At 43.9% G+C, this 13,761-nt stretch carries 11 protein-coding genes; 3 read left to right on the top strand and 8 right to left on the bottom strand.

Annotation, left to right across the window (positions count from 1 at the left end; all coding sequences use genetic code 11):
• Positions 1–292: 292 nt before the first annotated feature.
• Positions 293–1,417 carry a THUMP domain-containing class I SAM-dependent RNA methyltransferase gene (locus ACYTXL_RS33595; protein WP_461928358.1) on the top strand — a complete coding sequence of 375 codons (1,125 nt, stop codon included), beginning with the start codon at positions 293–295 and terminating at the stop codon, positions 1,415–1,417.
• Positions 1,418–1,935: 518 nt separating this feature from the next.
• Here ACYTXL_RS33595 and sds read toward each other — a convergent pair.
• Positions 1,936–2,907: a solanesyl diphosphate synthase gene (gene sds, locus ACYTXL_RS33590; RefSeq protein WP_461928357.1), complete on the bottom strand. Its 972-nt coding sequence runs from the start codon at positions 2,905–2,907 to the stop codon at positions 1,936–1,938.
• Positions 2,908–3,859: 952 nt separating this feature from the next.
• Between sds and ACYTXL_RS33585 the strand changes: the two genes are divergently transcribed.
• On the top strand, positions 3,860–4,063 hold the full coding sequence (locus ACYTXL_RS33585) for a hypothetical protein (RefSeq protein ID WP_461928356.1): 204 nt from the start codon (positions 3,860–3,862) through the stop codon (positions 4,061–4,063).
• A gap of 88 nt (positions 4,064–4,151) precedes the next feature.
• On the opposite strand, the gene murI is transcribed toward ACYTXL_RS33585, so the two are convergent.
• The 7 genes from murI to ACYTXL_RS33550 form a co-directional block, all read right to left on the bottom strand.
• On the bottom strand, positions 4,152–5,018 hold the full coding sequence (murI, locus tag ACYTXL_RS33580) for a glutamate racemase (RefSeq protein WP_461928355.1): 867 nt from the start codon (positions 5,016–5,018) through the stop codon (positions 4,152–4,154).
• A 129-nt stretch (positions 5,019–5,147) separates the two neighbouring features.
• A complete protein-coding gene (locus ACYTXL_RS33575) occupies positions 5,148–7,067 on the bottom strand; it encodes an N-acetylmuramoyl-L-alanine amidase (RefSeq protein WP_461928354.1) in 1,920 nt (639 codons plus the stop codon).
• Complete coding sequence (locus ACYTXL_RS33570) at positions 7,064–7,219, bottom strand: hypothetical protein (protein ID WP_292770440.1); 156 nt, start codon at positions 7,217–7,219, stop codon at positions 7,064–7,066. Before ACYTXL_RS33570 ends, ACYTXL_RS33575 begins: the two co-directional genes overlap by 4 nt.
• Before the next feature lie 408 nt (positions 7,220–7,627).
• Positions 7,628–9,520 (bottom strand): N-acetylmuramoyl-L-alanine amidase, encoded by a 1,893-nt coding sequence (locus ACYTXL_RS33565; protein ID WP_461928353.1) that lies wholly within the window; start codon positions 9,518–9,520, stop codon positions 7,628–7,630.
• Positions 9,521–10,186: 666 nt separating this feature from the next.
• Positions 10,187–11,665 (bottom strand): cation:proton antiporter, encoded by a 1,479-nt coding sequence (locus ACYTXL_RS33560; RefSeq protein ID WP_461928352.1) that lies wholly within the window; start codon positions 11,663–11,665, stop codon positions 10,187–10,189.
• Positions 11,666–11,916: 251 nt separating this feature from the next.
• Positions 11,917–12,120: a hypothetical protein gene (locus ACYTXL_RS33555; protein ID WP_461928351.1), complete on the bottom strand. Its 204-nt coding sequence runs from the start codon at positions 12,118–12,120 to the stop codon at positions 11,917–11,919.
• A gap of 257 nt (positions 12,121–12,377) precedes the next feature.
• Positions 12,378–12,791 carry an EVE domain-containing protein gene (locus tag ACYTXL_RS33550; protein WP_461928350.1) on the bottom strand — a complete coding sequence of 138 codons (414 nt, stop codon included), beginning with the start codon at positions 12,789–12,791 and terminating at the stop codon, positions 12,378–12,380.
• A gap of 228 nt (positions 12,792–13,019) precedes the next feature.
• On the opposite strand from ACYTXL_RS33550, the gene ACYTXL_RS33545 reads away from it, so the two are divergent.
• The gene (locus tag ACYTXL_RS33545) at positions 13,020–13,760 is read left to right on the top strand and encodes an SIMPL domain-containing protein (protein ID WP_461928349.1); all 741 of its coding nucleotides are present in this window, start codon (positions 13,020–13,022) and stop codon (positions 13,758–13,760) included.
• The last annotated feature ends 1 nt before the right edge of the window (position 13,761 follow it).

Genomic DNA, 13,761 nt, shown 5'->3' with positions numbered 1-13,761 from the left:
CGGGAAACCCGCGCAACGCAGTGGCTCCCCAACCTACAATTTTTTTGCAACATTACTACCGAGATTTTTTCAGAAATCAAATATGATTCCTATATGCCCGACGGTACTGTTGAAAAAGGTCCCTACTCTAAATGGAAATAGTTCTGACTCTGTTGCAGCCATCAACGGAGTAGGTTTAATTAGAGAGCTAACGTTATAGTCCCAGACTTAACGAGAGAGAATGTCACCAGATATAAGTTAAGCTAAAGTGCGTCAATCGGTCAGCAGTGAAGACAATGCTTTGGTTTAGAGAATGAATCAGTATTTTGCAACGGTTGCTCGCGGATTAGAAACCCTCGCGGCTCAAGAGTTAGAGCAACTGGGTGCCCATTCCGTAGAGCCAGGGTTTTGCGGTGTAGCCTTTGAAGGCGATCGCACTCTACTTTATCGCGTCAACCTCTGGGCTAGGCTGCCGTTCCGAATCTTGGTGAATATCCATGAGTTTCCATGCCTTGATGCCAAGGATCTCTATCGCGGCATTCAAACCATCGATTGGGTAAACTATTTAACACCAGACATGACGCTGGCGGTGAATACCACAGGTAAAAACGATCGCCTCAATCACAGCCACTTCACATCTCTCCAGATCAAAAATGCGATCGTTGACCAGCAGCAGGAAAATCTAGGCGAACGTTCAAATGTAGAGCTTCATGACCCAGACGTGCGGATCAATGTTCATATTGAACGCGATTTTTGTACCGTCAAACTCGACAGTTCTGGAAATAGTTTACACCGCCGAGGCTACCGTCCTGCGGTTGGAGCAGCCCCTCTCAAGGAATCTCTGGCTGCTGCTCTAATTCAGCTTTCGGGCTGGCAGCCAGATCAGATGTTCTATGATCCTCTCTGTGGGTGTGGCACTTTACCCCTGGAAGCTAGCTTAAAGGCACTTAACATCGCACCAGGGCTATTTCGGGATTGCTTTGGATTTGAAAATTGGCTCGATTTTGACCTGCCCCTTTTAGAAAAACTGCTCCAAGAAGCTAAAGACAGCCAACTGGATACCCTGACTGCGCCTATTTGGGGAAGCGATCGCGATGAAAATATAATTGAGCAAGCGATTAACAATGCTGAAAATTGCGGCGTTGATAACCATGTCTGGTTTTCTCAAATGGAACTTGCCGATGTTGTCGCCCCCGCAGACAGTGGGGTTTTATTCTGCAATCCACCCTATGGCGAACGACTGGGGCGAGATAGTGATTTAGGGGCGTTCTATAAACTTTTGGGCGATGTGCTAAAACAACGCTTCAAAGGCTGGACTGCATTTGTGCTAAGTGGCAACAAGGAACTATCTCAATCGATTGGACTAAAATCATCCCAGAGGATTGCGGTGTTCAATGGAACCTTGCCCTGTCAGTTAATGAAATATGACTTGTACTAAGGACTTCCAACAAATAAATTATCCAATCTTGTGGGGTGGGCAGCGTTCGACTGAGCGCTCACGCCGAAGTCTTGCCCGCCCGTAGCCCAAGGCTCTCGTGTCGCCCACCCTACAAGAAATTGTTGAGTATTTTTTTATTTGTCAGTCCCCTAAGGGAATCCCAAAAAATAAATTCTTCGATATTAGTAGGGTGGAATATCACTTACTAAATCGCTGCATTTAGATCCCCGACTTCTTCAAAAAGTCGGGGATCTAAGCAGCAACTTTTGCTTAAGTAAATATCATTCCACCCTACACTTACAGCTTAGAGATTAGACTTCTTGCATAAATCAAAAAAAGAACCCCACCCCGCCTTTGACTTATGTCAAATTCTCCCCTCCCCGCGTGCGGGGAAGGGCTGGGGGTGGGTGTTAGGGACTTTTGCAAGAGGTCTATTTTTTTAATTGCAAGTCCCTAAGGAAGTGCCATTCCACCCTACACCTAAATCCCCGCTTTCTACCTAAGAACTGATAACTGACTTAATAGAGGCGACTTAGTGTGTACTCAGCTATGTTAATTAATGCCTGATGGGATTCTGAGGCTGGGAGAACTGCAAGATGTTCAATTGCTAACTTAGCATGGTCAGCAGCTAACTCTCGCGCCTGCTGTATACCTTCACTATCTTGAATTAGTTCCAGTGCTTGCTCTAAATCCCCATCTTGGGCAAACTCTCGATCAATCAGCACTTCCAAAGATGGTTTTTGGGCTAAAGCAAATAAAACGGGTGCAGTCAGATTACCACTTTTGAGATCCGACCCCACTGGTTTACCCAAGGCATCTGTTGTACTGGTGAAATCTAGAATGTCATCAACAATTTGAAATGCTATACCAAAATGACGACCGTAGCTATACATATGCTCAACAGTTTCGCGTGAGACTTCACTGAGTAACCCAGCAGCTTTAGAACTGTTGGCGATTAACGAAGCTGTTTTGTAATAACTCTTCTGGAGGTAAGTTTCAATAGAGATACCAACATCAAAACGATTTAGTCCCTGCTGGATCTCCCCAGTAGCCAGATCCATAATCACTTCTGAGAGCAGTTTCACCACCTCCAAATTGTCCAAGTTTGCTAAATACCAGGACGATTGGGCAAAGAGAAAATCTCCTGCTAATATCGCAATGCGGTTCCCGAACAAACTATGAACGGTGGGAACGCCTCGCCGCACGTCTGATTCATCCAGCACATCGTCATGTACTAAGCTGGCTGTGTGAATCATTTCCGTAATCTCAGCTAGGCGGCGGTGACGCGGCGTAATGTCTTGTTCTAACATTGTTGCCCGCGACATTAACAGGACAATTGCTGGTCTGATACGCTTTCCCCCAGCTCCGAATAAATGTTCGGCTGCTGCAAACAAAATGGGGTGGCGATTTCCAACTAGCTGTTTGAGGTTATCTGCTAGTAGTTGCAGGTCTGTTTCCACAGGGGTAAACAGGGAGGTGGCTGGGGTCATGGATGGGCGGACTCTGGCTTAGGTTACGAAAGTTTACATATCCTACACTCATTTTAAGATAACGCTGTGCCAGTGCAAAGTTTTCATAAAGTAATCCCATATTTATGAGTATATGGGTGATAATTAAGCTTGATGGTGGTTATGTCAATAAGCAATTATGCTTGATTATTGGAAATTCCGGTTTTAAACTAATTTAAAACCGGAATTCTCAGTAGATGGAAATAAATATAAGCTTAAATTGTGTTAGGTAATTTCCTAGTCCGCGTTTCCCTCCACAAATCAAAACGTAATTTAAGCAATATTACTTATTGATAAAATGGATACAATTTAAATTTTTCGCCAATGGATAAGACTAAATTTTTCCAAGACTGAAGTGCAGCTATTCAAAAAATTTGAAATTTAGCATCAAACTGGGCTTAAAATTCAGACTCCTTGTGTTAGGCTAAGATATAGGAATTTTAAATTTTTCAGATATTCACACCTAAAAGTTAAGTCAGCTACTAGTTGATTTTACTGGCTTGGTGATGTAACTCTAAAATAACTACTCGTAGCTTAGATTAAGGAAATAATTCCTTTTATTTTTCCTACGATCAACGAAAATCCTGGTTGGGAGCTATGCGATATCCCTGATGGAAAGCCGCTACACGTCTTCAGCGCACGTTTAGCGCAAGCATTGCTCTTTTCACATCAGTTTGAGCAAAAATAAAGCAGATAAAGTAGACAACTGAGAATTGGAGTTTTAGATTGCCAAACGGCAAGCTAACTACCGTGGTATCTATGGTCTGCAATAAGTCGCATTAGATAATAAATTCTCTGTCCGTAGATAATCTTATCTCTATAGGTAATTTTACCATAGTCAGCTAGAGCCATCAAGAATGCACTTCCTTGGCTGAGGTTCTACTAATTTTATGCAATTTTATATTCGTTTGAAAAGGTGCTAGCTAATAGAACAATGATTTACGGAAGTATGTCTATGATGATTTTTATTTTAGCGTCTGGATATTTGTTCACAGTCTACCTGTTATTAGCACTGGCAAAGCGAACGGGCACAAAGACTATTCCTACAAGTTTACCTTCTTTGCCTTCATCTGCCAAAGGGAAACCCAAGCAGGAGATATCAGTAAGGACAAAGGTGACTGAAATAGTTAATAGTTAGGAGTTAGGAGAGACGCGATTAATCGCGTCTGTACAAGAGTTTGGAGTTAATAATTTAAAACTCGTAACTTCTCATTTTTTAAATAGTTTTATTGGAGTTGAGAAATAGCGGTATTAGTGAAGCAAACCTCTTCAACCACTGGAGTATAGCCTAGCCACTGCAATCCTGACTGGGAAAACTGCTGCGGACAACCGGTGACAGCGAAGCGAGTTGGTAGTGGTGAGTGGGTATTTCTTAACCCTAGTAAGTCTAGCTCTTGGGTACAAGCTGCCACAACATGCACAGCTGGATCAATCAACTGGACTTGAGAGGGGAGGAGCGATCGCAATACTGGTGTGAGGTGGGGATAATGGGTACAGCCGTGAACTAAGGTGTCAATTTCCTGCTCTAATAAAGGCTCTAAGTAGGCTCGTGCTACTTCAGCAGTGTAAGGATCGTGAATGCGGTTTTGCTCAATGAGTGGCACAAACTCTGGACATCCAACTTGCCAAACTTGGACATTAGGATCAATTTCGAGTATGGCGTGCTTATAAGCATTACTCTTAGCCGTAGCTGGAGTGGCAATCACACCAATACGCTTTCCTTGCTGTACTGCTGCCCTTGCCCCTGGTAGAATCACTCCCAAAATGGGTATGTTGAATTCTTGACGCACAGTTTCTAGGGCTAGGGCAGAACTGGTGTTGCAAGCCATAATCACCATTTTTACCTGCTGCTGTTGTAGCCAGGTAATAATTTCACGCGTAAATTGTAAAATTTCTGCTTGTGAACGAATTCCGTAAGGAAGTCGAGCTGTATCCCCAAAGTAAACAATTGATTCATTGGGGAGTTGCCGATATAGTTGTCGCAGTACTGTCAGTCCACCCACACCACTATCAAAGATGCCAATTGGTGCGCGTTGGGGTTCTTGATCTGAAAAATTGCCAAGATTTCCTTCAAAGATGGAAGATGGATACACAGGCAGATATTGATTTAGGTTTTTGGATATAAAATACAGAATCTAGCAGAGAATTGACTAATTTACCACTAAATTCTGCACGGAAAAGCAGTTTAAATACCACCTCTTTAATTAGTAATTTGTACTATATTAGCGGTGTAAGTATTTGAGAATACCACGAGCGATCGCTTTTGCCATCCGATTTTGATACTCTGGTGTTCCTAATCTAGGATTATCCTCGTAACCAGTCATATAGCCTGTTTCCACTAAAATCGAGGGTATGGAGTTTTTCCTGAGAACGTAGAATCTAGCTTTGCGGGTTCCCCGATTTTTGATAGTACCGATGTCCTGAAGGATGGTATTGCGAACTACTTCCGCCAGAGCATAACCACTGTCGTAATAATAGACTTCTAAGCCATTGACATCAGGGCGATTATCAACCGAATTAGCGTGAATGCTAACAAACAAAGTCGCGTTAACTCGTTTAGCAATGTCTACCCGTCCCTGAAGTTCTACGAAAAAGTCAGCATCCCGCGTTAGTACCGCTTGTACACCATTTTGCTCTAAAATGGCTGCTACCCTTTTACCAATAGGCAGGATTACATCCTTTTCTAAAAGTCCGCCCAGACCAGGAGCACCTGAGTCTTTTCCACCATGTCCTGGGTCAATAACTACTAGCAATTTCCCTTTGGGAGCCGAGGAGTGTGTCCGTGGCTGGGAAATTGTCCGGGGATTATCTATGGGGTTTGGGAATTGTCCTGAGTTTACCGATGGCAGGGGAGGTAAAGCAATAGGGGGTGTGATGCTACCAGAGCGTTGTAATTGTAGAGCTAAAAGCTGGTCGCCAATCTGGTTGAGTTCCCCAATTTGGACATCTGCGGCTGGTTGAACCAAGACGATGACACTATTGGATTCTTCTGGTTGGAGGCGTACCCGCAAGATAGGGCTATTAGCACTAAAAGTAGGGCCTATGACTTTGGGAGCTAATTTAGCATTGTTAATAGTGATGCGGAATAGACCAGAGGTTGTATCCCAGCCGCCTGTAGCAGATAAAGTTTGGTCGGCTCTAATCAGCAGTTGTGTGCCATTATTAGCCAGTTCCACAGACTGAATACTTGCTGTTGAGTTGTTAGCAGGTTGTATAGGGCGTAGACTGTTACCTCCAGGCAACTGGGCAACGCCATTATTGGGTAGAACCACAAAACCACCAACACTGCTAGTAGTTGCTCGCCAATTTGGACTATTTTGATCCACCTGTAAAGTCAGGCGAACAATAGATGGGCTTGTTTGCAGTTGGGTGAACTGGATACGGCTGACACCATAGCGATTAATCACCAAATCTCGCTGCTCTAGATTTTGTGATAAAGTTGCGCCAGTGATGTCGATGTTGATTGCTTTTTGATCGTTGCTACGATTTACCTGAATCTGAGGATTACCACCACTTGTACTGATGAAAAAACCATCGCCTGTGACTTGTAACTTCTCAATTTGAGTAACTCTGGCGAAAACCATTCTGTTGTTAAGTGGATTGACAGAGCCGATTCTCAGTACATTGTAAATATTCCTTGGGGAGAAAGTTGGTGTAGATGTTGTCGGTGAAGTTTCTCTGGCAACTTCTCCTTGTTGCCCCTCAGTATTTTTTGCGGGGACATTTTCGGCTTCTGGCGTAGGTAATTGCACTGTCCAGCGTTCACGAAGTGTCCCCCCAGGGGATTCGCCAGTTGTGGCTAGAAATTGGACTCGTTTGGGGTCAAGAGTATAACCAGCAGTCAATTCAACGACTATCCGCGTTGTTTGTTCGTCAAACTGCCCAACCCGAATCGAACGAATTCCCCCGCCCACCTGTTGGGTTAGCTGCGGACGTCCAAATGTGGTTCCCGGCAAATCAATTACCAAACGAGTCGGGTTAAAAATTAATTGTGCTTGGGGTTGAACATTCCCTAAAGTATTAATTTCCAGCCTGTTTTGATTGCCATCAAAACGCCAAGATTCGAGTTTCGCGGCCATTGCCGGCGACGATAGCATGAAGATAGTTCCAATAGTACTGGATAGTAACCAGTGTAATTTCACAGTCCTTTCTCCTGATTCACATTCATGGCAGCCGTCAACATCTGAACATATTGGCAAATCCTCACACCATCACCGCACACACTTGAGTTTTTTGCTGTTATTAAGACACAGCTAATGGCGTAGAATATAGCACGCTCCTCTGATTTTGCCATGCCATTAGCCCATATAAATTTGACTGCAAATTTTAGATTTTAGATTCCCGATTGAAGAAAAGCCGATTTTAGATTCATGCTGAACTAACGTCCCGCTACGCTAAGACTCCTTGTGAGTGACACAAATCGCAAATTTAAAATCTAAAAGCGTTCGACTGGCTTGTACTGACTTGTACTGAGCGACGTCGAAGTAGCTTTGCCCTTGGCGTAGCCTCTGGTAGAGAAGTAGCGTCTTTGCACTGAGCGAAGTCCAAAATCTCAAATCTGCTTACTTGCAAGGTATCAGACGACAATAACAAAGAAGCTACTCTTGCCCCGCAGCAAGAATACTTAAATTGTTGTACTACTAAACTTGGATAAAAATGGTAAAGATTAGATGTATTTACTCAATAATTTCGACTAAATTACTTATCTTCTCTTTAGATACTGAAGCACGCCACGAGCGATCGCTTCTGCCATTTGATTTTGGTAAGCTGAAGTTCTCAGCCTAGCCATATCCTCTCGACCTGTCATATAACCAGTTTCCACTAGAATGGAGGGCATAGAACTTTTTCTGAGAACATAAAATCTGGCTCGCCGCACTCCCCTGTCTTTGAGAGTACCAATACTTTGGAGAATGCTACTGCGGACAATGCGAGCTAGATCAAGACCACTGTCGTAATAATAGACTTCCAAGCCATTAACATCTGGACGACTCGCACCTGCTGAATTAGCGTGGATGCTAACAAACACATCAGCGTTAGCTCGCGTTGCTAATTGCACTCGTCCCGGAAGGGTAACAAAATAGTCAGAATCGCGCGTCAGAATTACTTGTATGCCATTGTGCTGCAAAATCTCACCAAGTTTCTTACCAATAGGCAAGATAACATCCTTTTCGCGTGCCCCCCCAAGGCCAAGCGCTCCTGAGTCTTTACCGCCATGTCCGGGGTCAATAATCACTACCACTCGCCCATTGGTAACTCGACGCTGTGGTTGTAATCGGAGCTGGGGATTGGGATTGTTTAGGTCTGGGAATGGCCCCCGGTTAGGTGGTGGTAGCCCAGGTAAAGCAAAGGGGGGTCTTCCGGGGAGGGAGACAACTCGCCGAGAGCTTTGTATGGGTAGAGACAAAAGTTGGTCGCCGATTTGCTTGGGTTGCCCAATTTGGACTCCGGCTGCTGCTTGAACTAAGACAATGACAGTGTTGGGTTCTTGGGGTTGCAGACGTACCCGGAGAATTGGGCTATTGGCAGCAAAGGTAGGGCCTGTGACTCTCTTAGCTAATTTGGCATTGGGAATTGTGACGCGGAACAGACCAGATGATCTATCCCAGGTTCCGGTGGCAGATAAAGGTTGGTCGCCTCTAATTAGCAGTTGTGTGCCATGATCAGCCAGTTGCACAGACTCAATTGTAGCTGGCGAGTTGTTGGCAGATGGTCTGCTGGGAAGGAAAACGGGTTGTGATTGATTGTCCAGTAGGTTGTTTGAATTACTACTTTGGGGCAATCTGACAACACGACTAGGTAGAATTACCAAACCACTACCGTTACTATTAGTTGCTTGCCAGTCTGGGCTATTTTTATCTACCCGCAAAGTCAGACGGACGCCAGGAGGTTGGGTTTGTAGTTGGGTGAATTCGACGCGGCTAAGACCATATTTATTAACGGGTATATTATTCTGTTGCGCCAGACGTGGTGATAAAGATGCGCCAGAGATATCCATGAAGATGCTAGCGCGATCGCGGCTGCGAATTACCTGAATCCGAGGATTACCACCACTAGTGCGAATGAACAACCCATCGCCTGTTACTTGTAATTTCTCAAGTTGAGTCGCCCCTGGTGTAGTAGTGGCAACCCTTGAAATTCCAAGTTGAGGCTCAGAGTTTGGGGTAATAACACTGTAAGCACTTCTGGTAGATGAGGCAACTTTCTCGACCTCTGGTCTAGGTAATTGCACCGTCCAGCGATCGCCAGTTGTACCAACAAATTGGACTCGTTTGGGGTCAAGAGTATAACCAGGAGTCAGTTCAATAACTATGCGTGTTGTGTCTGTATCAAACTGCCCAACACGGATCGAACGAATTCCACCGCCCACTTGCTGGGTTAGCTGCGGACTCCTAAATGTAGTTCCTGGCAAATCAATTACCAGCCGAGTCGGGTTGAAAATTAGTTGTGCCTGGGGTTGAACTGCTCCTACAGTATTAATTTCCAGCCTGTTTTGATTGGCATCAAAGCGCCAAGATTCAAGTCTCGCGGCCATTGCTGGCGACGATAGCATGAAGATAGTTCCAATAGTGCTGGGTAGTAACCAGTGTAATTTCACAGTCCTTTCTCCTAATTCACGTTCATGGGAGCCGTTAATATATCAACTTATTGGTAAATCATCACACCGTCACCGTTTAAACTTGATCTCTGATGCCTTTTTTGATTTTTAAGCTGTGTATTACAGCACTCCCCATTCCCAACTCCCCGTCCCAGTAGTACTCTAAATAGCTGAAAACTGCTGTAAGACAAACTTAAATCAGTTATCAGGTTTCATATTGAGTCTAAATCCCCATGTGAAACCTTCCACATGTAGAGGTGGGGGACTCTGACTCCAAATAAAGTTAGAAAACTGATAACTGATAGCCGTTCACTAATAAGTTTTTGTTCTTTGTTGCGATTGATGCACTGAGTAAATTATTCCCATTACTCTCACATGATCTAGCAAAATCTATGGGTGTTACTCCCAATTAGCTGGAAAATATTCAGATAAAGGCTCACAAGCCGAGGACTGACAACTAAGACGGAAATAACTAACATTCTGAATGCTGGTAGAAATTATAAACAAACGATTATTCTACAATCACACGGGACGGAGATTTGGGGAGAGAAGTTTCCACTGCACAATAACAAAATCTTCAAAGCACTGTCAGAATAATCAATTCAGAGTCCTGAGTTCTGAGTTATTTTCGCTCATGACTCAGCAAGAATTTACCCAAGACTTTGATTAAATATCCCCAGATTCTTTTGTTGTTTCTAGGTTCCCACTGTCATTTGATGCTGGCACCCTCGACTGAGATGGTTCAATTATTAACGAAGCCCCAGAGGAACCGTCTAAAATTAGTTGCTCTGAGCCTGCATCCACAGCTTTTGGATCTGGAAATACAAATCGTAACAAAGGAGGAGCTAAAAAGGTTGTCAAGATAACCATCACGATAATTGCCGCCCCTAATGGTTTCGAGAGAGTGCCACTGGTAGCGCCGACGCTAGCAAACACCAACCCAACTTCGCCTCTGGGAATCATCCCCACACCGATCGCTAAACGGTTGATTTCCGGTTTCCCAAACACGCTTAAGCCTGTGATTACTTTACCGAGAATGGCTACTGTGATCAGGAAAGTTGCCATAATTAGACCTTCACGATTGTCGGGAATTGCTGGGTTTAACACTCCCAAATCGGTTTTTGCCCCAACAGTCACAAAGAAAATTGGCACTAACATATCGGCAATGGGACAGACTTGCTTTTGCAGCTCTTTGCGCTTATCTGTCTCTTCTAAGACTAAACCCGCCGCAAAAGCTCCCAGAATTGCTTCTAAATGGATAACGGCGGCAAGGTATGCCATAGCAAAAGCGAAGATGAATGCTGGGATTACCAGTTCACCGCGAGTCTTGAGTTTATCAGCGATCGCCACAAAGGAATTATTGAAAAGATTGCCTAGTAAGATTGCTCCTAAAATAAAACCAGTGGCGCTGATAATCAAATAAATAACTTTACTTACATCCACGACGCCATCTTTAGCTAAACTGGCAACTACCGCTAAAACGATAATTCCCAAAACGTCGTCAATTACGGCAGCACCCAAAATAATTTGCCCTTCTTTAGAATTGAGTCGCCCCAATTCTGACAGCACTTTGGAAGTAATACCAATACTAGTGGCAGTCAAAGCCGCCCCGGCAAAAATTGCGGGTATAGCATCAATACCAAACAAAGTCATCAGTCCCACAGTACCAGCAGCAAAGGGTACTACTACCCCCACGACTGCGACGACGGTGGCTTGGATACCAACTGCGATTAAGTCTTTTAAGTTCGACTCCAAGCCGATTTCAAAGAGCAGGATGATCACACCCAATTCTGCCAAAACCGAAACGACCTCAGACTGCGCTGCAAAGACCCCTGGAGTTGCTTCAGGGGTTAAACCAGCAGTGATTTGAAGGAAGGACATGATTAAAGAATTAGAACTGTCTGTGCCCCCTTCTGGAAACACTAAAAGATGGAAAGCAGAGATGCCAACTACCACACCACCTACGAGTTCTCCTAAGACAGGCGGAAAACCCACTTGGTTTGATAACTCTCCACCAACTTTGCTGGCAAGATAAATGACTACTAAGCTTAGTAGCACTGCTGCGACTACCATTGAACTGTCTGCGGTTTGTGTTGCGCTGGCCAGCAGAGGAAAAGAGAAGCTAATTGGATCTAACAAATGCATGAGTTCTCTGAAAATCCTTCTCTTTGATTCTGACGCGTTTCTGAAAAACATCTATCTGTGCCAATGGAGACGTGATTGGCAATAGTCAAACCTAATGCTGTGGCAGTAACGGTAGGACTACGATCGCTTAAGCCGTAATGCACCCTAGTACTACAAGGCGGAATTCAAAATTCAAACAGGTATACAGAGTAAGCGTTTCATTGATTTTGAATCGGTGGTTTATTTACGCCGTGCTGTACTAGCTTTATCTATCAGAATTTAAACCTTTGCAACAAATGCTCTTCCATATATAAGAAACCCTTAAGCATTTCTTGCAAATCTATAACCAGTTGCTGCAAACCCTTAATACTTTGCAACAGATGCTCTTCCATGTATAAGAAACCTTTAAGCATTTCTTGCAAATCTATAACCAGTTGCTGCAAACCCTTAATATTTTGCAACAAATGCTCTTCCATGTATAAGAAACGCTTAAATGATTGCAGCAATTGTTGTAATGAGCTTATGAATTAATTTACTACCGGAAATTTCCGAATAATCCAGGTGAAATTAACTAATGACTCTCGCGTTGCGGTTTGATTTTGTATTAGTCCACGGAGGTGGACTTCTCTGCCAGACGCTGTTCGCGTTCGTTTGTATAGCCGCGAATTCTATTCGCCAAGGCTTAAATTGACACTAATGTTTATGAATTGTCCGATTGTTTTTTAGCTAGGTATTAATTTATATTATTTGTCAACTCAATCAAGCGCTGCCAGTAGACTTCCCGAACCGGGACTACAGACAGTCTCGGAAGTCGCAGCAAGTCAAAGTCTGTGAATTTATTGTCCTGTTTGATTTGAGCTAGGGTGACGAGTTGGTGTACTTTTCGTAATGCCTGCACATCTACAACTGCTCGTTTGCTGTCATTGAGTGCTGGATCGATATAGGGTTGACTAACTATCTCTGCTAAACCGATGATTTGCCGTTCTTTGCCTGTGTGATAAATTAACGCCAAGTCACCAATCAGCATGGTACGTATATGTTTGAGCGCTAGGGAATTGTTGACTCCATCCCAAACTGTAGTGCCGTCCCGTTCCAAATCGAAGTAAGAATAATTTTCCGGTTCAGTTTTTAGCAGCCAATACGCCACAGCAAAATCTCCAAAAAAGCTAGTGTAATTTTTTTAGTTTCCAAAAATGTAACCATTTCAGCTTATGACGATCGCAGTGTCAAAGTAAGAACATACAAATCGGATAAGTGCGATCGCACTTGAGTTGTGAAAAACTTGTGGTAGCCGTTGACTCTCAACGACCACCAGAAGATTGCTACATACCCTTATATAAAAACATCTGTGGATACTTTGAGGAGTGCAAATCTGATGACTAGAGCCGCTTTACCCGGTTTTCAGTTTCCAAATGGGAACTTGTGGAAAATACTGCCTTTAGCAATGCTTTTATGTGCAGCTTTTCTACTACCTGCGTTGGCACAAGAAAAAGAGAAATTGTGGCGAACCCTTAGTGTCAGTGGTCACGGAGTGGAAACAATTCCGACAACCCTGGCGCAAGTCAGTTTAGGAGTGGAGATTCAAGGGAAAACAGCACAGGAGGTACAGCAAGAAGCCGCCCGGAGGTCAGCTGCTGTGGTTGCGTTTCTCAAGAGCCAAAATGTTGAAAAATTACAAACTACTGGTATCACTCTTAACCCAGTTTACAGCTACACCAATAATGTGCAACGGATTACAGGCTATGCTGCCAATAACACCGTGAGTTTTCGCATTCCTACCGAGCAAGCTGGTACATTATTGGATGATGCAGTGAAGGCTGGTGCAACACAAATTAACGGCATTAGTTTTGTTGCGAATGATCAAGCGATCGCCTTAGCGCAAAAACAAGCATTAAAAGAAGCCACCCAAGACGCCCAGCAGCAAGCTGATGCTGTTTTCAGTGCCTTGGGTTTCAAATCCAAAGAAATAGTCAGCATTCAAGTTAATAATGCCACTCCACCTCGACCACCCATGTTTTTACGGGCTGAGGCTGCTAAGTCATCTGATGCTTCCACGCCTGTAATTGGCGGTGAACAGCAAGTAGAAGCATCTGTGACGTTGCAAATTAGTTATTAGT

This window comes from Nostoc sp. (assembly GCF_054880495.1).
Note: the sequence above shows the minus strand (reverse complement) of the source record. Positions and strands in the feature narration are given on the sequence as shown.

What these genes read in the sequence shown, in the direction of transcription:
- ACYTXL_RS33545 (WP_461928349.1), top strand. Translation starts at nt 13,020, where the DNA reads ATGACTAGAGCCGCTTTACCCGGTTTTCAGTTTCCAAATGGGAACTTG.
- ACYTXL_RS33595 (WP_461928358.1), top strand. Translation starts at nt 293, where the DNA reads ATGAATCAGTATTTTGCAACGGTTGCTCGCGGATTAGAAACCCTCGCG.
- ACYTXL_RS33585 (WP_461928356.1), top strand. Translation starts at nt 3,860, where the DNA reads ATGATTTACGGAAGTATGTCTATGATGATTTTTATTTTAGCGTCTGGA.
- sds (WP_461928357.1), bottom strand. Translation starts at nt 2,907, where the DNA reads ATGACCCCAGCCACCTCCCTGTTTACCCCTGTGGAAACAGACCTGCAA.
- ACYTXL_RS33555 (WP_461928351.1), bottom strand. Translation starts at nt 12,120, where the DNA reads ATGGAAGAGCATTTGTTGCAAAATATTAAGGGTTTGCAGCAACTGGTT.
- ACYTXL_RS33560 (WP_461928352.1), bottom strand. Translation starts at nt 11,665, where the DNA reads ATGCATTTGTTAGATCCAATTAGCTTCTCTTTTCCTCTGCTGGCCAGC.
- ACYTXL_RS33570 (WP_292770440.1), bottom strand. Translation starts at nt 7,219, where the DNA reads ATGGCAAAATCAGAGGAGCGTGCTATATTCTACGCCATTAGCTGTGTC.